Below are 25,847 nucleotides of genomic sequence, written 5' to 3'. Positions count from 1 at the left end.
CTTTTTTTATTCTATTGTTGGTTTATAGAATGAACGATTATCCAATGGGAAAAGTCGTTCTGTGAATTCTCCGGGCTTCGTTTTACCGAGTGCACGTTTTAATGTATTCATTTTAGCATCAATATTATCGATGTAATGGAGGATTTCAGCTTCCTGAAGCATAGGCTTCTTCGGACTGCCCCACTCTTCTTTACCATGATGTGATAGAACCATATGCTGCAATAGCATAACCTCTTCCCCATCCACATTTAATTCTTTGGCTGCAATCGCTATTTCAGTTACCATTATTGAAATATGGCCAAGCATATTACCTTCTACCGTATAGCTTGTTGAAATAGGCCCTGACAGCTCTATTACCTTACCAATATCATGCAAGATAATGCCCGCATACAGAAGATCCCGATTTAGCACTGGATATAAGTCTGCTATTGCTTTTCCGAGCTTCAGCATAGAAACAACATGATCGAGCAATCCAGATGCATAATCGTGATGATTTTTCGTAGCTGCTGGATATGTCATCAATGATTGTTGATTTTCCATGATTAAATATCTTGTAATACGAGATATCGTTGGATTTTGAATTTCAAAGAAGAATTCCATTAATTGATTGAATAGCTCTTCTTTCGGTATTTCTGCAGACTGGACTAAATCTGTAACAGATATGTTCTCATCCGCTTTTACCGGACGTATCGCCTTTATCCTCAATTGAAGTTTTCCACGGTAATCATGAATTTCGCCACCGATGCGAACAATGCCGCCAGCTTGATACAACTTCTCTTGCTCTTCTCCTGTATCCCAAAGCTTGGCCTCGATACTCCCGCTTTTGTCCTGCAAAATGAGTGTCATAAAAGGCTTACCCACTGTGGTTACGCCTTTTGTCGCTTGTTTAATGAGCAAATATTGATCGACTGGTGCTCCTGCTTGTAATGTTGCAACCCCATTCATACCGAAGTCAATCCCCTTTCATTTTTTAATTCTTCTACATGGATAATTTTTGCATTACTCCACTTATCTAGCATTCTTTCATGGCAAGTAAAATAAAGTATTTGATGGCCATTCATCATGCGCTCAATTAATTGTACCATGTTCTGAATCCGCAAAGTATCAAAATGGACAAACGGGTCATCCATAACAAGCGGAAACGACGCAGAATTTTTCAAGGATTTTGCTAATGCAAAGCGAAGTGCAATATATGCTTGTTCCTTCGTTGCTTGTGATAGTTCAGACATTGAATAGTGCATGCCATCTGCAGCTCCTGTTTCAAAATAACCGTCGGAATTGATATAAAGTGAATCATAGCGTCCGTTCGTTAAAAGACCGAAAAATCGAGAGGCTTCCTCTAATACTGCAGGCAGCTTTTTATCTTTTAAACTCGTGACTGTTTGGGCAATCGCATGAGAGATCAATTTTGATACAATCCAATCTTTTGCCTGTTGGTTTAACTTTGCTTTTTGCTGCTCAAATAACTGTATCTGATTTCTGTATTGATCGTCTTCTAATAGATGTTGCGTATTAGCAATCAGCTCTGCTCTTTCTTTTAACAGGGCATTTTTCTCTTCACGCACATTTTTTTCATGCTTCATCTCGTCATTTAAACGAGCCGTTGCTTCTTCATCTAGCAAGTCTAGATTCAGTAGATCTGTGTCGTAGGAAGACAATTGATCATTAATCTGTGATAATTCAGTGGTTAGATTAGCATTCAAAACAGATTGTTCCCCAGCTTTATAGAATTCTTCTTTACTGTCGACCCCGGCTTCAGCATATAACTTTTTCATTTCATCCATATAAGATTGCTGGAGAAGTGTTAATTCATCCCACTTAGAAAGAAGTTGTTGCTTTGTAGCGATCGCATTTTCATACGTATTTTTTTCCTGCATTAATTGTTGGTGCACGCTGTTCAATACCGCCGCAAAATTTTCAGCTGTACAAGCGATGCCACAAATTTCATATCCTTCCTGGAGCCTGTCAGCGTTAAGACGTTCAAGTTTTTGTAATTGCTCAAGATTCATTTCAAGCTGCTTATTTGCTTGCTGTAGTTGACGAATCAGACGGAAAAGTTCATTGTACAACTCATACTGGAATTGACTGCCTATTCGATAAGCGTGTAGAAATTCAGTGAGCTTTCTTTTACTCTCATTCATTTTAATTGTTAGATCATTAAACTCTTGCAAAGCAGCTTTTTGATCCTTCTCTTTGTCTTCTAATTGCTGTTCAATGAAGAGCACTCGCTGATCGTATTGAAGAATATGCCCCTCAATTTCTCTCATCTCAGCGTCATTTGCGGCATATGGTCCATTCTGTCTCTGTGTTGTCTTTTTTCGATCAAACGCTATATAGATAAAGATAGCAGCCGCCAATCCAATAAAGCCAAGCTCAGTTCTGTTGAACATAAAAACTACAGCAAGGGAAACTACTGCTAGTCCAAAGGCCAATAGTTTTGCCGGTTGCTGTTTGCCTCCTTTAATCGATTGCCTATTTTCTTGCTGTGATTGAGAAGAGCGTTCTTCTTGCCAACGTTTTAAGCGTGTGTGCTCTTGTTCTGTCGGTGCATTTTGATAGGCTTCATCAAGCTTGTAGCTTAGTGAGTGTATTTCTTTTTGAATTTGATCGAGAATGTTTTGCTGCATGTCCAATTGGTCTTCATGGTGTTTTAACTCTTTTAAGTGATGATAGAATTGATTTTCCTGCTGTATGGAAACCTCCGCTTCCAACAATGAGCGCTGTTCATCTTTCTGAATGACACCTACTAATTGAAATTGCTCATCCATACTTTGTCTTTGTTTTTCTATCTCTCTATTCAATTGGCGAATTTGTGCTTGCCATTCCCGCCATTCACTATCTCTATTCAACAGTTCCTGCACTTTTAAGAAATGATCTTCATCCCATTCTTTTTGTAGCACATCTTCTAAACGATTAAGCTCTTTCCTTATACTTCCTATTGACGCTTCATTGGCTAAATGCCTTTCTTCCAATTGTTCTAATCGACTAAGTCCTTTGACTGGAAAAGTAGTATAGCGAATAGATGAAAGCTCTTCTTGAGCTTTTTTTCTTCTTTTTAACAATGGATAAATCTGTTTGTATTTGGTTAACTCCTGTATCTTTTGTCGATGTCTTTCTTCATCATTTTCTAATTGAGCTAATTTATTTTCAAGGATATCAATTCTTTTGATGGCAGGTTCATATTCCTCTAATGCTCTTTTATATTCTTTCAAGGCTGCTTCTTGTGCGGCTATCTCATTTATTTGTTTGTTGATGATTGGAAGCTTCCCGGATTTTTTGAATAGTTCTTTTTGTATTTTATCGTGTTTTTGCTCAAGGGCTGATAGCTGGTCAATACCAGTAGTCCCTGATGCTAAAAGCACACGGCTCAGTTCCTCCTCAGAAAGCTTTTCTATATGCTGGAGGGGATGCACCGAAAAAGCAAATATAGCTTCAAAGCTCTGTCGATTATAGTTATGCAGAATTTTTGATAATAGTTCATCACCACCCGATTCACCATTTGCAAGGTGGACAGTTACTTCGCCTCCAGCCTTTCCTCGGATTCGTTCTATTGTACAAACACCAAATTCCTCATCTTCCAGCACAATCAGCCCACCATATTTGCCTCCTTTTTTAGGCTCATAACGTGGGAGCTGTTGATTCTTTTGTGGAAAGCCAAACAGTATTTGAAGGATAAATTGCTGGATTGTTGTTTTCCCGGCTTCATTCATCCCATAAAACACGTTGATCCCTTCCTGAAGCTTTATATTGATTTCTTCATGTTGGCCAAAACCATAAATAGCCAGTCGACGAATACGCATATGATGCCCCCTATCCTTCTATTTATTGAAAGCCTAATTTAAACAGATGCTCAGCATCAAACCTAAGATTCTTTAAATCTTCAGAGGTCAGTTCATCTAAATAGCGCCCAGCCTTTGGATGCTGGTAAAGTTCTTTAAGTATTTCTCTCATCTCATCATCAGACCATTCATTGATCGCCTGCAAAACTGATTCTGATGCAAACGTAGGTTTATAGTGAGAAATGCTAGACAGGTCGACAGCAATAGCTTGTATCCAAACAAATGGCATTTCATTCTCTTGTTCTTCTCTCATAATGTCAACCCATTCTGCAAGCTGTGCATCTTCAAACAACGTGCGGGCTCGTTCATCGATATTTTTTAAATGGAGCCATACGAGGCCAGCACCGTATTCTTTACGAAATCCGTCGATTGCTTCAGCACAGACTTTCAGCAAATCATTTGCATGCAGAATCTCTTTACAGTCCACTTCTATTTCTTCAAAGACTACGGCGGAAGCAGGCCTGAAATTGTAGGTGGCCTGTCCCTTAGATAGTTCGATATCATAAAAACCCTTTACCCCTAGTTCCTTACGGTGCCTACTTTGAATGTTACCAGGGTATACGATCATCGGATTCTCATGCAAAATCTGGCGTTTATGGATATGGCCAAGCGCCCAGTAATCATATTGTTTTGATAATAAATCTTCTATTGTAAAAGGCGCATAGACATCATGCGTAGCATCCCCACGAATACTGCCATGCAGCATGCCGATATGTATTGCTTCTCGATCTTTTGCGGCTGGATAACTCTGTACCATCGCTTGTGGAATATGTCTTTCACGATAACTGAATCCCGTAATATTGACGTTCATTCCTCTTATATGAAGAGTGATGGTCTCGGTTTCTGCTGGCATAGCTTGGACATTGGACGGCAACGAGAAACGCGTCCACTTGCCGCTTAGATGATCATGGTTTCCGTAACTAATAATGACAGGGATATTATGCACCGCGAGCTGCTCCATCCCTTTTTGAAAAATTTGCTGGGCTCTAAGACTTCTTTCCTCTCCATCATACAAGTCGCCTACTATTAAAATAAAATCTGGTCTTTCTTGTATGGCATCATTTATCAATTGTTGAAAAGCATCGAATGTGCTATTTCTAAGCCGTTTGAAAGCATGGGAAGGTAAATCAGACATTCCTTTAAAAGGGCTATCCAGATGCAAATCAGCACAGTGGAAAAATCGTATAGATGACATTGTATCCCTCATTCCTTATACGAATATTTGTTCTTACTTTATCATACTATTCTAACATTTTGTATCGATATATTGTACAGCTATTTCAATTTTTTTGTATAATGAATACATATTCATATAAGGGGTGATTAGAATGCAAACATACCGTTTTACAGCATTCGAGAAATCGGGAGAAATTTTAAAAGATGAAGCTTGGGATTTTCCAGATCAGGCAACAGCAAAATCACAAGGGGCTGAAAAAATTGAAGAATTAGGCTATAGCGAAAAAACTCATCGCCTAGTAGATCCTCAAGGCAAGCTAATTCTATTTCATGTATAGTGGAAGTTTTAGAAAGAATAAATGAAAAGAGAGACATTTCAAGTCGAAATGTCTCTTTTTACTTTCCTTCAAAATGTGGGTCACGCTTCTCTATAAATGCTTGTATACCTTCTAAATGGTCACTAGTTTGTCTCATTAGCTGTTGGCCTTTTGCTTCTAACGCTAATATTTCATCTAATTCTTTTTGTTTATGGCCATTTAAAATCCTTTTTGTTTCAATCATGGCTGCTAGAGGTGAATGTAGTAAGTTTTGTGCCAATTGTACAGCTTGTTCAACAGCTGTCCCCTTTTCTGCTACTTGATCAATCAGCCCCAGACTTTTTGCTGAAGGACCATCCAACGTCTTGCCTTCCCATATCAGCTGTTTCGCTTTTGGTACACCGACTCTTTCTTTCATAAAGAAATGGCCGCCTCCATCTGGAATCAAACCTATGCCGATAAAATTCATGGCAAGTTTGCTATTCTCTTCAGCGATAATAATATCACTTGCTAATGCAAGACTAAATCCAAGTCCAGCTGCAGCCCCATGGACAGCCGCGATTGTAATCATCGGAAGGGTATAATAAGCTCTAATCATGCGAGAGATTGTATCCATAGCTTGTAGCATATCAATTGAATCTTCTCCTGTTCCGAGCATCGTTTTAATATCGCCGCCAGCAGAGAATACTTTGCCACTCCCTTTTAGCATCAGCACTTGAATACTTCCATCATTTTTAAGCAATTCAAAGCACTCGGCCAATTCCTGGAGCATCGTATCATCCATAGCATTCATCGCATTGGGACGATTCAAGCTTATAATCGCTAATCTCCCATTCTTTTCAAACGTTATACTTTGAAATCTCATATTCTCCCCCCATTCTTTGCTTAATGAATAAATTCGATTTTTTTATCTAAAAACCTCTTTATTTTGCTGTCATAATAAAATTAATTTTTAATATACAAATTCTAATAGCTATCCTAATAGATTCATTATAAAAAAAGACTGCATTCCATCGATTTGATTCGATGGAAGCAGTCTTAAACAAAATTATTTTTGAATATCTACAGCTTTTAAATCAATTTCGCCGATTTTGTTAGGTGCCATGTTTTTCACATAATCTTTTGCTACGTAGTTGTTTACGTAGAAGTAGATTGGTGCGATTGGCATTTGTTCAGCTAGCAATGTGTTAGCTTGTTTTAACAAATCAAGACGTTTGTTTTCATCCGTTTCTTTTGTAGCAGAAACTAGTAAAGATTTGTACTTCGGATCTTCCCAGCCTGTATCGTTGTTACCATTTTTAGCTGTATCATAACGCTCTAAGAATGTGTAAGCATCGTTATAGTCAGCGATCCAGCCCATACGAGCAACGTCAAAGTCTAAAGCAGTTACTTTATCAAGATATACTTGCCATTCAGAGTTATCGATTTTAATTTCGATACCTAGGTTTTTGTGCCAGCCTTCTTGAATGTATTGTGCGATAGCAGCGTGTGCTTCACTTGTGTTGATAGAAATACCGATTTTGATATCGCTTGCTTTCTTAATGCCTAATTCTTTCATACCATCTGCAAGCGCTTTTTTAGCTGCTTCGATATCGTTGTCTTTGAATTTGTTGTTTTCTTCTTCAAAGCCTTCGATTGCAACTGGTACATTGCTCATTGCTGGTTTTTGTCCGCCTTTTAGTACATTATCAGCTAAGCCTTGACGGTCGATTGCATAAGATAATGCTTTACGGATATTAGCGTTTTTAGTGAATTTACCTTTTGTATTGAATTTGTATTCATAGATTGCTGCATATGGAACTGATTTTAAAGATTTGTCTTTTTTGTAAGCATCCATTGCATCAAGTGGTACTGTTTGATATGGAGAACCTAAGTAATCGATATCGCCGCTTTTGAACATACGGTTAGCAGTTGTTTCAGATTCAACCATTTTGATGTTAACAGTAGATAAAGCTACGTTGTCTTTATCCCAGTAGTCAGCATACTTTTTAAGAGTGATTGAGTCGTTGTGTTTCCATTCGCTTAATGTGAAAGGACCGTTTGTTACATAAGTATCGCCAGCTTCAGCGAACCATTTTTTATTGTCTTTTACTACTTTCTCATTAACAGGCATGTATGTATAGAATGCTGTTAATTCTAAGAAGTAAGGTGTTGGATTTTCAAGTGTTACTTCTAATGTTTTGTCATCTACAACTTTAATACCTAAATCATCAGCAGAACCTTTTCCGCTGTTGTATGCTTCTGCACCTTTAATTGGGTACAAAATTGAAGCGTATTCAGAAGCGTTCTTTGGATCTAATGCCCATTTCCAAGCGTAAGCGAAATCGCCAGCTACTACAGAATCGCCATTTGACCATTTTGTATCACGCAACTTGAATGTATACGTTAATTTATCGTCACTTACTTTTACATCTTCTGCTGCTGCATTTTGAACATTACCGTCTTTGTCTACACGAGTAAGACCTTCAAATGCTGCACGAATAACCGCACCAGAAGTACTGTCATTAGCAAGTTGTGGATTTAAACTTGGTGGCTCTGAAGTGATTGATAGATTCAATGTTTTGTCTCCGCCTTTAGAGCCTGAGCCAGATGATTCATCTTTGTCTTTAGAACCTCCAAAGTTACATGCCGCAAGCACTAGCATTAATGCTGATAATAGCACTAGCGATAAAAACTTTTTCTTCATAAATATCCCCCTCTATGGTGTACATTTTAGCTACTAGCAAAGAGTAACTATTATAACTATATCAGAGGAAACTATATAAAAAAAGAAAATTATTTAATTTTTCAGTGATAATTTAATTTTCTTATATTTTAATTATATAACTTATTTACATACTTTTATTATAATTTTCTGTGTTTTTAGTTATATAACTATAGCTTCTCTCTGATTTATATAGTAAATCTTTCATTATTAAATAAAAGACAAAACTATTTATACCATTTTGCAATTTGTTGATCTGTACCGTATACAAAATGTCCCGGAAATACTTCATGCATTGTTGCTTCTGCATCAGTGTCTTCGTGTTCATACGGTATTCTTACACGTGTACTTTCAGAAATAGGATCTGGCAATGGAATTGCTGAAAGCAATGACTTCGTGTAAGGGTGTATCGGATTCTGATAGATTTCCTCTGAAGTCCCAAGCTCCAAGATTTTTCCGCGTCTCATTACTGCAATACGGTCACTAATATATTTCACCATTGATAAATCGTGAGCGATGAACAGATAAGTAAGACCATGTTTTCTTTGCAGTTCTTTCAATAAGTTCACGACTTGTGCTTGAATGGATACGTCTAGTGCAGAAATTGGCTCATCCGCAATAATGAAACTTGGATTTAAGCTTAGCGCTCTAGCAATACCGATACGTTGGCGTTGTCCGCCTGAAAATTCATGCGCATAGCGGTTCGCATGTTCACGATTTAGTCCTACTACTTCTAGTAAAGAACCTATTTTTTCTTTGCGTTCTTTTCTATTTTTATAGAGGCCATGTATTTCGAAGCCTTCTTCAATAATTTCTCCTGCTGTCATACGAGGATTTAATGAAGCATAGGGATCTTGGAAAATCATCTGCATTTCACGATTAAATTCTTTTAAATCCCTTTTTGATTTCTTCCCATTAATATCTTCGCCTTTGAATTTGATCTCACCATCTGTCATATCATACAAACGGATAATGGAACGGCCAGTTGTCGATTTACCGCAGCCTGATTCCCCTACAAGACCCAATGTTTCACCTTTATAAACATCAAAACTAATACCATCAACAGCCTTAATAGAACCAAATTGCTGCGTTAAGTTTTTGACTTCTAGAATTTTCTCAGACATGTTTAACACCGTCCTTTGCTAAGTAACCATCAATACGTTTTTGCACAGCCTCCGGTATTGGAACTTGCGGTGCATCAGGATGTAAGAGCCATGTTTTCGCAAAGTGTGTTTCACTTACTTGGAACATTGGCGGTTCTTCTTCATAATCAATTTGCATAGCAAACTCATTTCGTGGTGCAAAGGCATCCCCTTTTGGAGGATTAGTTAAATCAGGCGGTGAACCTGGAATTGTGCGCAATAATTCATCTTCACTGTTTTCTAAATCCGGCATAGAGCCAAGCAATCCCCATGTATAAGGATGTCTTGGATTATAGAATATTTCATTTACCCCGCCATATTCGACAATTTGGCCAGCATACATAACAGCTACACGATCCGCGATATTTGCTACAACACCTAGATCATGAGTAATGAAAATGATGGATGTATTACTATTCTTTTGAATTTTCTTCATCAGTTCTATAATTTGCGCTTGGATCGTTACATCAAGTGCTGTTGTCGGTTCATCGGCGATTAATAGTTTCGGCTCTGCTGCAAGCGCAATCGCAATAACTACACGTTGACGCATACCGCCTGAAAACTCATGTGGATATTGTTTGAACCGTTTTTCTGGGAAAGGAATCCCTACTTCATCCAACAATTCAATCGCTCTCTTTTTAGCTGAGTCACGAGTTGCTTTTTTATTATGTTTTAAGATTACTTCCATAATCTGCTTACCAACTTTCATCGTTGGGTTTAACGCAGTCATCGGATCTTGGAAGATCATCGCAATTTCATTACCGCGGATTTTTGTCATTTCTTTTTCTGTCAATGGAATCAAATCTCTTCCTTCAAAGAGAATTTGACCTTGATCATATATGCCAGGTGGTTGTGGAATGAGTTTCATCAACGCATTGCTTGTAACGGATTTCCCGGAGCCTGACTCCCCTACAATAGCTAATGTCTCGCCTTGTTTTAAATCAAAGTTAACACCGCGTACCGCTTGGACAATCCCTGCATAAGTTTTAAAGTTTATTTTCAAATCTTTTACTTCTAATAATGTTTCGCTCATACTCTCACCTACTTCTTTAAAAGATTATTATTTACGTAATTTTGGATCAAGCGCATCACGAAGGCCGTCACCTACTGCGTTGAACGCAAAGATTGTTAATGAGATAAATACAGCTGGGAAGATTAGACGCCATGGTGCTGTATCAATTGCTTTATTCCCTTCTGAGGCCATTGTTCCCCAACTTGCCATTGGTTCAGAAACACCCAATCCTAAGTAACTTAGGAATGACTCTGTAAAAATAGCACTTGGGATCGTTAATGTCATAGTAACTAAGATTGCACCTAGAGCATTAGGTACAAGGTGTTTTAGGATAATATGCTTCGTGCCAGCACCTAGAGTTCTTGCTGCAAGTACATACTCCTGATTTTTAATAGATAATACTTCACCACGTACAATACGAGCCATCTTTACCCAACCTGTGATAGATAAAGCAACAATTAAAGGAATTAAACCTGGTTTCATTACTACTAGCAAGATAATAACTACTAATAGATAAGGAACCGCTGTAAGAACATCGGCAATACGCATCATAATATCATCTACGCGTCCGCCCAATAAACCTGAAACTGCTCCCCATGTTACGCCAATAATTAAGTCAATTATTGCTGCTGACAGACCAATAAATAAGGAGATTCGAGCTCCAAACCAAACACGTACAAACACATCTCGTCCAAGGTCATCTGTACCAAACCAATGTTTTGAAGAAGGTGGTGCATTATAAAGACCTAGTTGTTCGCGATAGCTATATGGAGAAAGCAAAGGAACGAAAATAGCTAGCAATGCAACGATTACTAAAACTACTAAACCAAAAACAGCTAGCTTATTATGAGAAAATCGCAGTCTTACTTCTTTCCAGAAGGATACGGATTTATCTGCTAATTTCTCTGTATCTTTATCATTTCTTCCGATAATTTTAAACTTATCTTTTGAAATTTTCGGAATTTCTTTAAATGATTGCGTCATTATTTTTTCGCTCCTTTCAACTTAATACGTGGATCGATAATTACATATAGAATATCTACGAGTAATACCGCAAATAAAAGAATAATTGAATAGAATACTGTTGTACCCATGATTACAGTGTAATCACGATTCGAAATACTTGTAACGAAGTATTTACCTAAGCCAGGAATCGCAAAAATCTGTTCTATAATGAAACTACCTGTAATAACACCAGCAGCTAGTGGTCCTAAATAAGTCACAACCGGCATTAAAGCATTACGCAATGAATGCTTGAAAAGAGTTGTCCACTTGCCAATCCCTTTGGCACGAGCCATCTTTACATATTCACTATGATTTTGTTCAAGCATACTTGATCGAGTTAATTTAGCGACAAATCCCATATCCATGATGGCAATAGATATAGCTGGTAAAACGCTATACATGAAGCCATTCCAGCCGGCTATCGGCAGTAACTCCCACTTTAACCCGACAAAATACTGCAATAAACCCGCTAAGATAAAGGACGGGACAGATATGCCTAAGACGGCAAACGTGGTTCCGAGATAATCGGGCCATTTATTATGATAAAGCGCGGATGCCGCACCAATTAATATACCGAAGCCAACAGCTAATAGCATTGCTTCAATCCCTAAAGTAAGTGAAATTGGGAAACTTTCAGAAATCATATCGTTTGTTGAACGACCTTTATATTTCATTGATTCACCAAAATCAAATTTTGCAGTGGAAACCAAATAATCTTTATATTGGATATACCATGGATTATTCAATCCATATTCCTCATTTAATGCCTTTTGAATTTCAGGCGGTACACTTTTCTCACTAGCGAAAGGACTACCTGGAGCAATTCTCATTAAGAAAAACGTTGCTGTAACAATTACAAACAATGCAACTAATATATAGGCAAGCCTTTTTAAGATATACTTAACCATTCTCATATCCTCCTCAATCTAATAGTTAGAAGTAGTTGTCGTCACCAAAAACAGCTTTTCGACAACCTTGCTTGTTAATACTATATCAAACTAATAACAAGAAAAAAAGAAGTTGATAGAATATTTTTAAATGAGATACAATTAGCCTAATTCAAAAATGTCATCGTTTTCCCAATTTATTAGTTGATTTTGTATTTTTATTTATAGATAATCATCTAAATAGTTAATTAACTTAGTAAAAATAAATAAAATAGCATAAATATTAGTTCCAGTATATTCAGTCTATTGTCACATTTATATTATTTTTTTACGTATTTTGCGATAGAAAGTGAGAATCATCATTTTTTATGTCGGATATTATAGGATAGGTAACTTAGAAATTAATATTAAATTCTCTTTTTAATCTATTTATTGTCGTAATAGCACTTTTTTCATGCATTTTGCTTTAATTAGCCTAATAAGATCTAATAAAAAAGACCTTCTCTTTCATTTAATGAATGAGAAGGTCTTGGAGTATTAAATTTTTCCAATATAGTTTCTTTGAGGGTGCAGCTGATTAATATTAGTCAAACATACATTAATCTTCGAGTGGATAGGAAGCCATTCTTCCTTTTCCTCGGTCGCAATATACATGCTCTTTAAGAAATTTTTGCTATTTTTATAGAGTCTTACGTATTTTTCCTCTTCCATCTTTTCTTTTTGGAGTTCCAAAAAGACTGGTACTTTCTGAGATAGGCCGCTAACCGTTTCAATAGATAATCCTATTCCAAGCATGGTTACGATCGGTGCCAATAAGTGTTCTTCCTCGTCATCTACATATACAATGGTTGCTGTAAATACTTTATTCACAAGAGCTTCATATATAGAAGGGAATTGCTCAACATCCAATTTTGGATTCTTTACTAAAGCATCAATTGCATCTGCTGTATGAGCAATCGTACATGCCCATCCCTTTTCGGGAATGTAACCTCTTAAATCTTGTTCTAAATCTAAATATAAGACTAATTCATTCCTCGCTTTATCGAGGAGTGGCAAAGAAAGGAATGCGCGTTCTAGATCCTTCGTGAGTATCCACTTAATTAATAAGACAGCAGATGCTCTTTTGAAAATATGATCTGTTCCCACATCACCAATTTCGTAAAATAAATAATCATCACTTAAAGCTAGCTTTAAGAGATCTGTCAGCATCTCATCTGACAAACGATTGTCTTCAATATAGCGAGAGAGTGTTTGGTAGATAAGATTTTCTCTAAGGTCGCTATCGGGAGAACCTATATGTTCAATCATCGCTGTTATGATTTCAGATAGATTTTGTTCTTCTTCGGCTTCTCCTTGATGGATTGCCGTTAGTTGTGTTTTGAGTGTATATTCGTCCATAATTAAACCTCCAATACGAATAGTCCGCCGACTAAAGACTATGAATCTGTCGAATAATGTCGTTTACTCTGTATTGTACTAATTATTATACCATTATTGCTCTAGGTTGTCCGTTGCCTAACATGATTTATCCTATGCTAAATATGTGTTATTTATGTATAGCCTGATTATCTACAAGATATGTCTGTATTTGGAAATAAAAAAAGCAATTTCTATACAGAATCCGTATAGAAATTGCATGGGTGCTTATTTCTTCACAATATCATATAGTTCGTTAAGTGCGTCGATTTTTTTATCGAAGGCATCTTGATACGTTAGAATATACTGGGCTGGTTCTTTAGGATTGTGATACTGATTAATTTTTCCTGTGGCATTATTAACAAGCTTTGTAGAAGCACCACATCCTAAGCCAATGATGGTTTGAGCTTCTTCCATGATTGCTATATTATAGATGCTTTCTTCGCCTGGTAGCGAATAGCCGACATTCTCTAAATTCCCCAAAATATTTTTTTGTCTATATAAATAATACGGTGTATAGCCATGCTCCTCTGTCCAGCTATGAGCACGGTGCATCATGGCTTCCGCTGTTTTACGATCCGCCACTTTATATTTTTCCTTGTTATGCGTCATTTCAGAAGCGCGTTTGAAACTTAGTGTATGGACTGTCAAAGATTCCGGCATCATTTTTTCTGTTTCTTCTATTGAATGTTCAAATTCATCTAGCCCTTCATTTGGAAGGCCGATAATCAAGTCCATATTAATATTATTCATGCCAGACTTTCTAGCCATCCAAAATTTATCTATGGTCTCTTGAACGCTATGGTGCCGTCCAATCGCTTTCAACGTTTCGTCTGTATACGATTGAGGATTTACGCTGATGCGATCAATTCCCCACTTTTTCATCACTTCCAACTTTTCTTCTGTAATGGTATCCGGTCTTCCTGCTTCTACTGTAATTTCGCGGACTTCCTCCATATATGGGAATGAATCAAACATCGTTTTGTATAGCGCATCCATTTCATCTGCTTCTATTGAAGTGGGCGTACCTCCTCCAAAGTAAACAGAAGTGATTTTTATATTATTTTCTTTAAGCCACTTGCCCATTTCTTCTATTTCATAATGTAAGCCATCTAGGAATGTCGCAACACGCCCTTGTTTTCTGTTACTTTGGATCGCATATGCAGGAAACGTACAGTACGCACATTTCGTGGGACAGAAAGGAATACCTATATAGATGCTGACTTCTTGGTGTATCTGATCTAAATCAGGAATCGTCTTTAATTGTGTTTGAACAATTTTCTTGAGCATGTCTATCTTTCCATCTGACAAGCTAAATTCAGATACCAATTTTTGATGAATCTCTTCGTCTGATAAGCCTGCTTTACGAAATTTATGGTAAAGCTTTGTCGGACGTATGCCCGTTAGGATTCCCCACTGCTGCTTAATCTCTGTCATTTGCTCTAAGGTATCGAGCAAAACATGTGATAAAGCTCTTTTCAAACGAATCTTCTGTTCTCTTTCCGTACCTTCGTTTGCATATTGTTGTTCATAATGGCTTCGGTAAATTTCATCCTCTGCTTGTAATTCTGCCTCTGTTTTAATTAGATGGTCATCACTGATTGAATGTGTAAAATGCACTTCTAAATCAGGCACCATCTCTTTTTTCGCTATCTTTGTATCTTCAAAAAATAAGTTTGTAATATCATGAAAAACACGCATAAAGTCTTGCGGATATGCGGGATTTATTTTTAATACTTTCATTCCAGTCACTTCTTTCTACCATGTGTTTCAATCTCTCTGATTTCAAACCATCTCACCTATTGTAGCAAATTTTATCGTGCAAAGCGTAATTAGTTATAGGTCCATTCTCTTTCCACAAAAAAACGCAGACAACGTATTTTCACGTTGCCTGCTGTTCAAAACTAATTTAATTCATTATACAATCCTTCAATTGGTTTGACTAATGTACGATTAATTTCTTCAATCAATCCGCTTAAAGCCATTTCTGCTTGCAGCATGTTGGCGATTTTTTTATTTTGCTGTGCTAGCTGTGCAGTTTTTTGAGCATATTGCAACTCATCTTCGCCAATTTGCTCGCCTTGCATTTGTTTTTTCTGAAGTTTCATTTGTACCTCTCTGAAACTCTTAAAAATAGCCTTTGCTTCTTTATCGCCCTTTACTGTTTCAATCGCTTTTTTCAAGGCTGAATATTCATTAGTTTTACGGAAAGTTCCTTCTAATGCATTGATTTCGTTGTAAATGTTAACCATATGATCCCCTGCTTTCTTTTTGTTTTCGTCATTTACTCTCTAGTAGATATATTCAAAAGGCTCTTCAATTAGAAGATGATCACGACAATTCCTTGAATAATCCCAATAAGTCCTCCAAGTACAAAACCTAATACAGTAATCATCTTGAATTCTTTTTTCGAGATGCCTAGCACCAGATCCTCCAGTACAGATACTGGGAAGGAGTCTACCTGTTCTTTAACGATTTGTTCTAGATTTAAGCGTTTGATGGCATCTTCAAGCTGACTTTCAGCAAGAGCAAAACCCTTTTCGGTCATTTGCGGTACTATATTGCCAGCAAACCATTCTGGTCCGTCTTGCCAGTAATGCACAAGGGGCTTGTCCAAGCGGCTTTGCAACGCAAGTTCCTTTTTCGCATAGGATTGGATCCTGTTTGTCGTTGATGTGAAATCTAAATCTCCAAATAAATTCGTAACAGATTGGACTTTAACTTTTTGCCATTCATTGGACAAGAGGTTAGTTAATAGAACCATCGTTCCAGGCGCATGAATGAATTTGTTGATTTCTTTTTGGACACGGCCTACAAGCGATTTGGAATCACCTAAAAACATTTGAATCATGCCGCCAACTGTTCCCTTTGATTCTAAGAAGTCATCGATCAAACGTTTGATAGTTTGTGTTCCTTCAGGCGATTCAAAATAGCCGCCTGCTTTTTCTAAAATGTAACGAGACATTTCTGGGATTTTTTTATTCGCTTTTGCTTCCCATGATTCTGGCAGCAAAGACTCAATCGATTCGTTGGATAGTACGTTCTTTATCTTGTCCAACTGCTCCGCTACAGCCTGATCTACTTTTTGTTCTATTATATCAGGCATATGAGCAGCGCCTATTTGCGTCAGCCAATCGTTGAGTGTTTTTTCATCCGTGAATAAGAGCTTTCGGATTTTGTCATTCAACCAGCCTTCTACTAGTTCCCTATTTTTTACGGTAAATAGTTTTTTGCGGAACATCTCAGGCGTCAGCAAATAATTCACTACTGTTTTCCCTAGTTGCCTTGCTAAATCTTCTCTTCGTTTCGGAATCAAACCTGGCGTAAATGGGACGCGCCAAGAACCGATATATATAGGATTATGCGGCCTAAAAAGCATTTTGATAGCGATATGGTTTGTAAATCCGCCAATCACTGCACCAATTACCGTCATAAATACGATTGTCAGTATAGTATTCAACCTTTTTCACCCGTTTCTCTGAAGTAGCTATATTATAACAGAGACGTTCATGATAATAAAAATATTAGCAATTTCTTTCAAATAATCCAGTCGCAACTTATACTAAAGTAGGAGAAGGGAGATGGATTTGTGATTCAGCATTTTAGTTATAAGCCATTCTTTGACAATCAGCAATTGCCTGGTTGGACTATACAGTTTTTTTATAAGCAAAATCGCTATGAAGGCATATATGAACAAGATGGCAGTATTAAATGGACTGGTGCCATTCCGCCAGATGAAGAAAAAGTAAAAAAAATGGTACATGAATTAATGCTTTTTCATGTGTATGACTAAAACATATTCGCTCGTAGCGTGTACAAGCACGAGCGAATTATTCTTTCTCCAAATACTCTCTCCTAAAATCGAGTAAATCTTTTGCTGCCAGCATATTTTCGAGGTTTTCATCCCATTGATCCGTTAATGTATTCCAAACGCGTACATATAGTAAATCACTGTCACGATTATAGAGGACGTATTGAATACATGGTACATCGTGAATTTGAATCGTTTTTTTGGAATCAATTGACGTAATGAATGTTTGAACTTTCTCCTCGTCTTGATCTTCCTCTTCCTGCATTTCGCGTGTCTTTTGAAGCGCTTCGATGATCTCCATTTCGTCTAGATCAATCGTCTCTTCGCTTGCGTACTTGAATGGTTCCGGTAGTTCATCGATACGGTCTACCTTATCCATATCTCCTCCAAGCAATAGATGATGGGTAGCACTATAGAGAAGCTGCTGTGTTTCTTCTTCCATTTCCTCTTCATAGATGCCATTCTCCAGTTGACGCTCCCCTTTAACGGTCAACTGGTAATAGACTTCTTTTTCAACCAAACCTTTACGCATAAGCTTTTGCAATAAATCCAACACAAACAGCTCTTCCACTAGCAATAAATCACTAAGTTCTTTCGGATCCTTTATTTCTGCTTTCTGGACGCTTAATAAAATCATTTTCATCAAAATATCCATGGTTTCCCGCTTCACTGGATGGAAGATACACTCAACCGTTTGAACAGGAAAACACCAGCGGGATACGGATAGAATTTTAACTTGCGGGTCTTTGTTTACTTGCTCTGTGAGCTTTTTCTCTAATTCATTTAACATGTTTCTTCTACTTCCTTACAACGGGATTTCCTTCATGATTAAGCCATCCCTTCTGCTCTTTCACCACTTGTAGCAGATGGCTGTACATGTTGCGGGATTCTTTTCGTTTGGCACGCTTTGTAAACATTTCAGTACTGCCGACTAATACGAGTAACTCCCTTGCTCGAGACAGTGCTACATTCAAACGGCGATAGTCATTTGCAAAGCCAATGTCTCCGCCTTTATGTGTAGCGTTGCGGACCATACTGACAATGATGACATCCATCTCCATCCCTTGGAAACGGTCAACTGTCCCTGTACGCAAATGAAGGTTCGGCAATTGTAGTTCCTGTTGAATTAAATGGTCGATCTTCTTCACTTGTTCTCCGTAAAAGCTAATCACGCCAACACTCTTCTTCACACCAGCTTCTAGACTACCCTGGCTGATTGCCATTTCTGTCGCAGAATCTAAATCCCGCAGCATATCTCGAATGATATCAAGCTCGCCTGGGTTATATCGGCTTTTGCCGTTCTTCATCTGCTCTTCTAAATATGGCTTTTCATTCGGTGTATCAACCCACAATAAATGATTATGGCGCTTTACAAAGTGACTTTCTAAGAAATGGTCTCGTGCTGTATCTGAATCCTCAAGCCCACATTGAAGTCGATCATCCTCATTTTCATAAAATGGAGAAATCGTATCCATAATTTTTTCATGCATACGGTACTGAATTGCCAGCATCTGTTTATTTGTCTTCGGCAGGTTTTTAAACAGACGTTCAAATAATGACTCTTTCAGCAGTTTTTTTAATTCGTTTGTTTCATCTAGCTCTTTGTTTTCCTCCATCATGGCCTTTAACGTTTCTTCCAATGTATCATCGCCAATAAGCGGAGGAAGCTGGTGATGGTCTCCTACCAAAATAATCTTTTTGCCTTTAAGCATCGGTAGCAACAATTCAGGTGGTGTTGCTTTCGACACTTCATCAATGATCACAACATCAAATGTAGGGTAGTTGTCCATAAATTCTTTACGAGCCGATGCGACACAGGTGGTCCCAATCACATTAGCATGGTTTACGTATAGCTTTTTAATTTCGTCTAAATCATGTTCGCTAGCTTCAAGCAGAAGCTTGTGCCATTGCTTTTGGAGTTCTTGCTTTATTGGCAATTGCTGTTTCTCATGCTGCAATTCTACTATTGCTGCTTCTACATGTTGGATCGCTTCTTTGACATAATCGAGCTTGCGCGTTACATCTTCTCTGAGCAGCTCTTCCAATGCTTTTAATTTTTTCTCTTGTGCCAAGCCTTCTTCATTCGTTTTTTGGCTATCTTTTTTTATTTCAGTCAGCTGTGCAGATATTTCTCTTTCTTCTATTAAAGAGTGTTCCAGCTGTCCTTTTATCTCTTCAATTTTTGGCGTGGTAATTTGGATTTTTTGTTTGTGTGCTAGTAGTTCTTGTAGGTCTCTCTCTTGCCCTGCGAGAATTTCCTTTAATTCTTCAAGCGGCAGCAATTCTTTAGCTTCTTCTGATGAATCTGGCAATCGTTGCTGCAACTGTTCTACTTCGCTTTTCCATCTGTTCCCTGCATTCATCAAGCTGCTTTTATGCTGTAATGAAGCATTCAGAAGATAAGAGACGAGACTCGCTACTTCTTCCTTCATCATATGGAACAGGCGCATGATCTCCTGCCGTTGGTTTTCAAGCATGCCAAATTGTTCGTCGACAAAGATGCGACGATTATATAGGCGTTCAAGATATACATACAGCTGGTTAACATAGACTTCTTTTGTATCTACTAAAAACCTTTTGAAATGATCAATCGCTGAATCAATTTCTCTGATAGCGTAGGAAGAATAGCCATTTGCGGCTTGCGCTTCTACTTGTTTTTGAATTTCCTCGCTTTTTGAGGGACCGATTTTACCTTCTAAGTAGCCGATTGCAGAAAATAAGCGTTCTCTTACTTCTTTCCACTCGGTGTATCCGAACATTTGCGCTTGAATGCGTTCAAATGATTGCTGTTGCCACTCTATCTTTGCATTCGGCTGAATGTTGTTTTTCTCCATGATTCCCTGCAGTTCCTGAATTTTGCCGCAACCTTCAACATCCTGCTGAGCTTTTTGCAATGCTTGATGTTTTTCATGCCACTCTCCATAGGCAAGCCGTGCGTTTTCCAAAGCGTGCTCTGCTTTTTCTAGCTCACTTTTGTTGTTTAAATATGAAATATCTTTTTGTAGACTTGCTTTTTCGGATTGTTTTTGGGCTTCTAGCTCTTCTAACTGGCTAAGAGAACCATATTGCCCAAGCAACTCCTCGAACTCCCTGATTTGTTGCTCTTCTTGTGTCTTTTGCTTGATGATGGCTTCTAAGCGTTCCTCAGCTTCACGTGATTCTTTTCTTAAAGCGCCCAATTTCTTTTTTAATTCTTTGATTTCTTGTTGTGTTGCTTCAACCTCTACTTCGGCCCGCTTTTGTTCTTCCAATCTCTTTTGAAGGCTTTCAATTTCAGATCTCAGCCCTTGAAGTTCGGTTTCTTTTTTGGCTATTTTTTCATCTAATAATGCTGTATTGTCGGTTTGTCTCGACAGTTCTTCTTCTAGATCATGCAGCGTTTGCTCTCGCCAATATTGCGCTACATTCTCTTCAATAAACCTTTTGCCTTCTTCTTCGATGCTTTCCGTACGTCCATAGCGAAGAATTCGGATATCTTTATTTGAGAGGAGCCTGCTTAGCGCATTATCGACAGCCAAGTTGGATTGTGACGCCACTAATGTTCTAAGCCCAGCCTTGGCATTTTGCTGGCAGATTTCTGATATAACCGTCGTCTTCCCTGTACCAGGCGGACCTTGAATGACGTATAAATCTTCTGCTGAAAGCGCTCCGGCAACAGCTTCGCGCTGAAATTCATTTAAGCGATTATCGAAATCCAATGAAACTTTCTTTTTAGGCTGATTAATTCTCGGTCTCTCTTCGAATAAGATTTTTTCTAGATTCGCATTGGCAGCAAGCCCCTTCTCCAAATCGCTGAACCCCTTGCGAAGACGTCTGATTTGGCTAAGTGTCGCAAAGTTGCTAAACACTAATTCTTTCGATTTCGGATGCCATTTGTCCTTTCGAAGCTGACTTTGAATAAACGGCCGCAGTTCGATTTCGACTGTTTTCTTTTTTTGATTTGATTTAATGACCGTTCCAAGGTCTTCTTTCGCTCCTTGAATTTTAACGCTTAAACCCTTCACTTTTTGCCACTCTTTTTCCTTTATCCCATTGATGGCAATAGTCATATAAGTGAAATTTTCGTTGCATTTATAATCTGTAAATGTAGCACGGAAGTCATCCATCGTTGCATCGCGTTCTTGTATACTTAAGTAGCCTTCCCAGCTGGCGATCCGCTTTTGAACATATTTAGATCGTTCCTCTGCAATAGGCAATTGACGGATCGCATTATGCAGCTCAATCGGCAAACCAACTGTGTTGCTCGCATTAATAGCAAAGTCAATGGTAGTCTTTAGCCGCCTATTCGTGTGAACAGGAACACCACTGCTAAGTACGCGAAAGTTTGTTGCTAGCAGCCCGTCATATTTCACGACACAATTCATCACGGCAACACAACCATCCAGCACCTTGGAGAGAGATTGGTTTTCGTCTGGTCCGAAATAAAGAGTAGCTGCCATTTCATCTTTTGCAGTATTTTGAACATGTTCAATATGGACTACAAACGACTTTTGAAGATGAAAAAAAGCTTGTTCATCTTTCATGAATGCTAATATGCCTGCACGTGATTTGTTCGTTAATATGATGTTTGTACGCAATGTGCTTGGCTTAGCAATAACTTGTCCCATGAACATAACTTCCTTTCTTTTAAACTCAATATCTTTTTTAAAAAACTAATTTCTATCATACCAGTTTTTTGCCTTATGCGTGGTGTGGAAATTTGCCAAAAAGAAAAAATCCAACGAAGAAAGATTCTTCATCGTTGGATTTTTTGCATACAGGGCGGCGTAAACTTATTTTCCTTAAGCCGACTAAGTGAGCTTTACTTTATTTCACCGGACTGCAGTTTATACATTTGGTTATACCTTCCGCCATGAAGTAGAAGTTCATCATGCGTTCCTTGTTCCACAATCTCGCCTCTATCTAGTACTAAAATGTGGTCTGCATTTTTAATAGTAGAAAGCCTGTGGGCGATGATGAATGTCGTACGTCCTTTTTTCAATACATCCATTGCATGTTGGATGATTTCTTCCGTTTCTGTATCGATATTGGACGTTGCTTCATCTAATATCAAAATCGCTGGATTGAATGCAAGCGCACGAGCGAAAGAAATGAGCTGGCGCTGGCCAGATGACAGAGTGCTTCCTTTTTCAATCACTGGCTCATCCAGTCCGCCTGGCAAGTTCTCTAACACGCGGTCTCCGCCAACTGCTTTTAGCGCTTCTTCCACAGTCTCTCTTGAGATATGCGGATCATCTAAGCTGACATTCGATGCAATGGTCCCTGTGAATAAATACGGATCCTGTAAAACAATCCCCATATGTTCGCGAAGAGTTTGGCGGGAGCAGTCTCGTATATCTTTGCCGTCAACGGTAATCGACCCTTTCGTTACATCGTAAAAACGAAACAGCAAATTCATAATGGAGCTTTTGCCAGATCCCGTATGACCCACTAGCGCGACTGTCTGCCCTTGCTTTGCTTCGAAATTAATATCTTTTAATACATATTCCTCATCTTTGTATGCAAACCATACATGGTTGAATGCTACATCACCTTTATATCGTGGAATACGGGTATCATCGACTGCTTCCCCTTCTTCATCTAGCAATTCAAATACACGTTCAGAGGCAACATTTGCTCTTTCAAGGCGTGCAAGCTGATTGACGATATTAGTAACAGGGTTGAAAAGCCTAGTGATGTAGTCTACAAATGCATATAGCATCCCGACAGAAATGGCTGTTTGACCATCCAACTCTGCGCTTCCAAAATACCAGATGAACATAATAAATGTCAGTGATCGGATGACATTTACTAAATTGTGAGAAGTCACAGCATCCAAGAAAACTAGTTTGTTTTGATATTTATAATATTCATCATTTAATTCATTGAACTCGCCTTCAATTTGCTTTTCTTGACCAAACGCTTGGATAATCGTCATCCCGTTGATTGATTCATTGATCATACCGTTCATATCTGACAGTTTTCCACGAACGATATGGTTGTATTTCGCCGCATATTTACGGTAAAGAACGGCCCATACAATCAGCATCGGAATAACAAGCAATGCGTAGCAGGCCATTTTCCAATCTAAGATGAAAAGCGCAATGTAGACACCGAAGATAGTCATGAAGCTAGCCGCAAATTGCGAGACAACTGTCACGAACAAATCATGAATGGCCTCTGTATCGTTCGTTACGCGAGAGACCACCTTACCTGCTGGCAATCGGTCAAAATAGTTGATCGGCAATGTTTGAATATGCTTATAGACATCGTTTCGCATTTTTTGAATAATGCGGTTTGCGCCCACTTGCAGCATGATATATTGACCATAACGGAAGATAGCTGTTGTCACCGCTAGGCCGAAGAATACCGCCAATAAAACTGCAATAGGCTTGAATTCCAGACCATTTGTTACTGATTTGGCGATATGGTCATCAATGATTTTCTTGGCGACAAACGGTCCTGCCAAATCTGCTGCTACGGCGATAGCCAAGAGGAATAGCCCTATCAGCAATGTTTTTTTATAAAGCAGCGCGTATTGCCAAAGTCTTTGTGTAGTGTTCATTATTTCGCCCCCTCGATCTGCTGGCGATTGTGTTGCTCTTTATACCAACCGTTTTGCTTGAGGAGATCGCTATGCGTTCCTTCTTCTATGATCTTTCCGTTTTCAAGGACGATAATCCAATCTGAATGCATGATAGCAGACAAACGGTGTGTCACAATAATCGTTGTTTTATCCTGTCTTTCCTCTTGGATATTTTTCACGATTCTGCTTTCTGTTTTTGCATCCACAGCTGACAGGGAATCATCCAAAATAAGAATTTCAGGATCACGGATTAAAGCACGTGCAATAGATATCCGTTGCTTTTGCCCTCCAGAAAGTGAAACGCCTTTTTCTCCTACCATGGTATCTAACCCCATAGGCAGCATCTGTAAATCGTTATCAAAACATGAAACACGGATCGCTTCTTTAAGCTCTTCCTCTGTGGCATCCTGTTTTCCAAATAGAATATTTTCTCTAATCGTACGAGAGAAAAGCACATGATCCTGAGGCACATAGCCGATCCACTTACGTACTTGTTCTTTACTTTGGGCACCGATTTCTTCTTCAGAAATTTGTAATGCCCCTTCACCTGTCGGATACTCTTTTAGTAGTTGTTTGACAATTGTCGTTTTGCCACTCCCTGTTTTCCCTACAATCCCTAATGTCTGCCCCTTCTTCAATGAAATATCTAAGTGAGCTAAGTTAATAGACTGCGATTGCGGATATTGGAATGTGACGTCTTGGAAGTCGATTGAATTGGGACTTTCCACTACGACTGGTGCGGACGGGTCTTTCACATCTTCTTTTTCATTTAACGTTTCTTGCACACGGTCAAGCGATGCATTCCCTCGCTGCATAACATTGATCAGCTCACCAATTGCAAACATTGGCCAAACGATCATACCAAGATACACGTTAAACGAAATCAGCTTGCCTAGTGTTATATCACCGATGGAAACCAAATATGCTCCGTATCCAAGACCGATCATATAGCTGAGGCCTGTTAAGACTCTTGTGATGGGCGTAAACCATGCATCAATCCGTTCTACGTCCATATTTTTTTTGTATACATCTTCTGTCATTTCACCGAACTTGTTTTCTGTTTCTCTCTCATGCACATATGCACGAACAACACGCACACCTTCAACTGCTTCTAGTACACTATCATTCATATGGCCAAACGCATCTTGGGCGATTGTATATTTTTCATGAATTTTTTTCCCTAGCATTTGCATGGTAATCGCTAAAATAGGTAGTGGAATAATAGCTGCTAGCGTTAATTTCCAAGATACAGAAAAAGCCATCATCAGCAATATCGTGCCTAGATATAAGGTCGAATCTAAGAGTGTCATAATACCAAAACCCGCTGTCTCAGAAACAGCTCGTAAATCATTGGTAGCTCTTGCCATCAAGTCACCTGTACGGTTACGTTCGTAAAATGGCGGAGACATTCGTAAAAATTGCTGCATTAAGTTTTTACGAAGCCTACGTTCAATCACGTTTGAGCCGCCAAATAGTTGGAATTGCCATACGAAGTTGACAATATAGGCTAATGTCATGACAATTGCCAATCCTCCAAGGAATTGAAATAGCAAGGTAGTCGTCAGCGTTTCTCTATGGATAGCGTCTATCGACTTGCCGATTAGCCATGGTGGAATAACTTCAAAAGCGTTAGCCACTATAAGCAAGGCCACTGCGATTGTATATCTTTTTCTATTTTCTTTAAAAAACCACTGTAATTTCACTAATACATCGAACATTTATCTTTTCCTTCCTCTCTTCTTTCGCTTTCTTAGCTAGCCATCTTCTATCGAATCCTTGTTTAAATGCTTTTTCATTTTTTGGTAGTACATACTGCTCTCTCCTTTGTTTGTTTTACACTAATGATTGAATTAGGAACACAAAAAAGCGCATACCCTTATAAGAGCATGCGCCAGCATAAAAGAGTACGGAACCCTCCCGTAACATCTACTAATTCAATTGAAGTTAATAGGAGCAGGAGAAACATTATGATA

The 25,847-nt window shown here is 38.5% G+C and carries 19 protein-coding genes; 2 read left to right on the top strand and 17 right to left on the bottom strand.

From position 1 onward, the window contains the following. Nucleotides 1-6: 6 nt before the first annotated feature. From yhaM to AC6CHJ_RS11505, 3 genes are read right to left on the bottom strand one after another with little or no spacing between them, the layout of a single operon-like run. The gene (yhaM, locus tag AC6CHJ_RS11515; protein WP_147196222.1) at nt 7-945 is read right to left on the bottom strand and encodes a 3'-5' exoribonuclease YhaM; all 939 of its coding nucleotides are present in this window, start codon (nt 943-945) and stop codon (nt 7-9) included. Further along, nucleotides 942-3,800 (bottom strand): ATP-binding protein, encoded by a 2,859-nt coding sequence (locus AC6CHJ_RS11510; RefSeq protein ID WP_498288639.1) that lies wholly within the window; start codon nt 3,798-3,800, stop codon nt 942-944. Before AC6CHJ_RS11510 ends, yhaM begins: the two co-directional genes overlap by 4 nt. A gap of 22 nt (nt 3,801-3,822) precedes the next feature. Continuing rightward, entirely contained in the window at nt 3,823-5,034 is a 1,212-nt protein-coding gene (locus tag AC6CHJ_RS11505) for a metallophosphoesterase family protein (RefSeq protein WP_498288637.1), read from the bottom strand. A 133-nt stretch (nt 5,035-5,167) separates the two neighbouring features. Between AC6CHJ_RS11505 and AC6CHJ_RS11500 the strand changes: the two genes are divergently transcribed. Then, nucleotides 5,168-5,353, top strand: a complete 186-nt coding sequence (locus tag AC6CHJ_RS11500) for a YhzD family protein (protein ID WP_066789599.1) — start codon at nt 5,168-5,170, stop codon at nt 5,351-5,353. Between the two features lie 58 nt (nt 5,354-5,411). On the opposite strand, the gene AC6CHJ_RS11495 is transcribed toward AC6CHJ_RS11500, so the two are convergent. From AC6CHJ_RS11495 to AC6CHJ_RS11450, 10 genes are all read right to left on the bottom strand, one after another. Continuing rightward, nucleotides 5,412-6,197: an enoyl-CoA hydratase gene (locus tag AC6CHJ_RS11495; RefSeq protein ID WP_249774722.1), complete on the bottom strand. Its 786-nt coding sequence runs from the start codon at nt 6,195-6,197 to the stop codon at nt 5,412-5,414. 183 nt (nt 6,198-6,380) lie between these two features. Then, nucleotides 6,381-8,018 carry a peptide ABC transporter substrate-binding protein gene (locus tag AC6CHJ_RS11490; protein ID WP_147196216.1) on the bottom strand — a complete coding sequence of 546 codons (1,638 nt, stop codon included), beginning with the start codon at nt 8,016-8,018 and terminating at the stop codon, nt 6,381-6,383. A gap of 245 nt (nt 8,019-8,263) precedes the next feature. After that, on the bottom strand, nt 8,264-9,160 hold the full coding sequence (locus AC6CHJ_RS11485; protein ID WP_150285003.1) for an ABC transporter ATP-binding protein: 897 nt from the start codon (nt 9,158-9,160) through the stop codon (nt 8,264-8,266). Then, nucleotides 9,153-10,211: an ABC transporter ATP-binding protein gene (locus AC6CHJ_RS11480; protein ID WP_498288634.1), complete on the bottom strand. Its 1,059-nt coding sequence runs from the start codon at nt 10,209-10,211 to the stop codon at nt 9,153-9,155. Before AC6CHJ_RS11480 ends, AC6CHJ_RS11485 begins: the two co-directional genes overlap by 8 nt. Nucleotides 10,212-10,238: 27 nt before the next feature. Next, nucleotides 10,239-11,174, bottom strand: coding sequence for an ABC transporter permease (locus AC6CHJ_RS11475; protein WP_150285002.1), 936 nt, complete (start codon nt 11,172-11,174; stop codon nt 10,239-10,241). Further along, a complete protein-coding gene (locus AC6CHJ_RS11470; RefSeq protein WP_150285001.1) occupies nt 11,174-12,103 on the bottom strand; it encodes an ABC transporter permease in 930 nt (309 codons plus the stop codon). Before AC6CHJ_RS11470 ends, AC6CHJ_RS11475 begins: the two co-directional genes overlap by 1 nt. 516 nt (nt 12,104-12,619) lie before the next feature. Further along, nucleotides 12,620-13,480: a DUF2785 domain-containing protein gene (locus tag AC6CHJ_RS11465; RefSeq protein ID WP_498288631.1), complete on the bottom strand. Its 861-nt coding sequence runs from the start codon at nt 13,478-13,480 to the stop codon at nt 12,620-12,622. A gap of 246 nt (nt 13,481-13,726) precedes the next feature. Next, nucleotides 13,727-15,241: a coproporphyrinogen III oxidase gene (locus AC6CHJ_RS11460; RefSeq protein WP_498288630.1), complete on the bottom strand. Its 1,515-nt coding sequence runs from the start codon at nt 15,239-15,241 to the stop codon at nt 13,727-13,729. 161 nt (nt 15,242-15,402) lie between these two features. Beyond that, nucleotides 15,403-15,750 (bottom strand): YlbF family regulator, encoded by a 348-nt coding sequence (locus AC6CHJ_RS11455; protein WP_066789619.1) that lies wholly within the window; start codon nt 15,748-15,750, stop codon nt 15,403-15,405. A gap of 68 nt (nt 15,751-15,818) precedes the next feature. Continuing rightward, nucleotides 15,819-16,958, bottom strand: coding sequence for a DUF445 domain-containing protein (locus AC6CHJ_RS11450; RefSeq protein WP_498288629.1), 1,140 nt, complete (start codon nt 16,956-16,958; stop codon nt 15,819-15,821). A 129-nt stretch (nt 16,959-17,087) separates the two neighbouring features. Here AC6CHJ_RS11450 and AC6CHJ_RS11445 point away from each other — a divergent pair, with 129 nt between their 5' ends. After that, on the top strand, nt 17,088-17,291 hold the full coding sequence (locus AC6CHJ_RS11445; protein ID WP_066789620.1) for a YheE family protein: 204 nt from the start codon (nt 17,088-17,090) through the stop codon (nt 17,289-17,291). A gap of 37 nt (nt 17,292-17,328) precedes the next feature. On the opposite strand, the gene AC6CHJ_RS11440 is transcribed toward AC6CHJ_RS11445, so the two are convergent. From AC6CHJ_RS11440 to AC6CHJ_RS11425, 4 genes are all read right to left on the bottom strand, one after another. Next, entirely contained in the window at nt 17,329-18,099 is a 771-nt protein-coding gene (locus AC6CHJ_RS11440; RefSeq protein WP_498288628.1) for a hypothetical protein, read from the bottom strand. A 7-nt stretch (nt 18,100-18,106) separates the two neighbouring features. Continuing rightward, nucleotides 18,107-21,916 (bottom strand): DEAD/DEAH box helicase, encoded by a 3,810-nt coding sequence (locus AC6CHJ_RS11435; protein ID WP_498288626.1) that lies wholly within the window; start codon nt 21,914-21,916, stop codon nt 18,107-18,109. A 194-nt stretch (nt 21,917-22,110) separates the two neighbouring features. After that, the gene (locus AC6CHJ_RS11430) at nt 22,111-23,853 is read right to left on the bottom strand and encodes an ABC transporter ATP-binding protein (RefSeq protein ID WP_498288624.1); all 1,743 of its coding nucleotides are present in this window, start codon (nt 23,851-23,853) and stop codon (nt 22,111-22,113) included. Then, a complete protein-coding gene (locus tag AC6CHJ_RS11425; protein ID WP_498288622.1) occupies nt 23,853-25,592 on the bottom strand; it encodes an ABC transporter ATP-binding protein in 1,740 nt (579 codons plus the stop codon). Before AC6CHJ_RS11425 ends, AC6CHJ_RS11430 begins: the two co-directional genes overlap by 1 nt. Nucleotides 25,593-25,847: the final 255 nt, after the last annotated feature.

It is taken from the genome of Rummeliibacillus sp. GQ308 (genome assembly GCF_059759115.1).
Note: the sequence above shows the minus strand (reverse complement) of the source record. Positions and strands in the feature narration are given on the sequence as shown.

Bases quoted from the DNA above. Each gene is read 5' to 3' on its own strand.
- AC6CHJ_RS11500 (WP_066789599.1), top strand. From the start codon at position 5,168: ATGCAAACATACCGTTTTACAGCATTCGAGAAATCGGGAGAAATTTTA.
- AC6CHJ_RS11455 (WP_066789619.1), bottom strand. From the start codon at position 15,750: ATGGTTAACATTTACAACGAAATCAATGCATTAGAAGGAACTTTCCGT.
- AC6CHJ_RS11505 (WP_498288637.1), bottom strand. From the start codon at position 5,034: ATGTCATCTATACGATTTTTCCACTGTGCTGATTTGCATCTGGATAGC.
- AC6CHJ_RS11470 (WP_150285001.1), bottom strand. From the start codon at position 12,103: ATGGTTAAGTATATCTTAAAAAGGCTTGCCTATATATTAGTTGCATTG.
- AC6CHJ_RS11490 (WP_147196216.1), bottom strand. From the start codon at position 8,018: ATGAAGAAAAAGTTTTTATCGCTAGTGCTATTATCAGCATTAATGCTA.
- AC6CHJ_RS11425 (WP_498288622.1), bottom strand. From the start codon at position 25,592: ATGTTCGATGTATTAGTGAAATTACAGTGGTTTTTTAAAGAAAATAGA.
- AC6CHJ_RS11495 (WP_249774722.1), bottom strand. From the start codon at position 6,197: ATGAGATTTCAAAGTATAACGTTTGAAAAGAATGGGAGATTAGCGATT.
- AC6CHJ_RS11465 (WP_498288631.1), bottom strand. From the start codon at position 13,480: ATGGACGAATATACACTCAAAACACAACTAACGGCAATCCATCAAGGA.
- AC6CHJ_RS11480 (WP_498288634.1), bottom strand. From the start codon at position 10,211: ATGAGCGAAACATTATTAGAAGTAAAAGATTTGAAAATAAACTTTAAA.
- AC6CHJ_RS11475 (WP_150285002.1), bottom strand. From the start codon at position 11,174: ATGACGCAATCATTTAAAGAAATTCCGAAAATTTCAAAAGATAAGTTT.
- AC6CHJ_RS11460 (WP_498288630.1), bottom strand. From the start codon at position 15,241: ATGAAAGTATTAAAAATAAATCCCGCATATCCGCAAGACTTTATGCGT.
- AC6CHJ_RS11435 (WP_498288626.1), bottom strand. From the start codon at position 21,916: ATGGGACAAGTTATTGCTAAGCCAAGCACATTGCGTACAAACATCATA.
- AC6CHJ_RS11440 (WP_498288628.1), bottom strand. From the start codon at position 18,099: ATGTTAAATGAATTAGAGAAAAAGCTCACAGAGCAAGTAAACAAAGAC.
- yhaM (WP_147196222.1), bottom strand. From the start codon at position 945: ATGAATGGGGTTGCAACATTACAAGCAGGAGCACCAGTCGATCAATAT.
- AC6CHJ_RS11430 (WP_498288624.1), bottom strand. From the start codon at position 23,853: ATGAACACTACACAAAGACTTTGGCAATACGCGCTGCTTTATAAAAAA.
- AC6CHJ_RS11485 (WP_150285003.1), bottom strand. From the start codon at position 9,160: ATGTCTGAGAAAATTCTAGAAGTCAAAAACTTAACGCAGCAATTTGGT.
- AC6CHJ_RS11510 (WP_498288639.1), bottom strand. From the start codon at position 3,800: ATGCGTATTCGTCGACTGGCTATTTATGGTTTTGGCCAACATGAAGAA.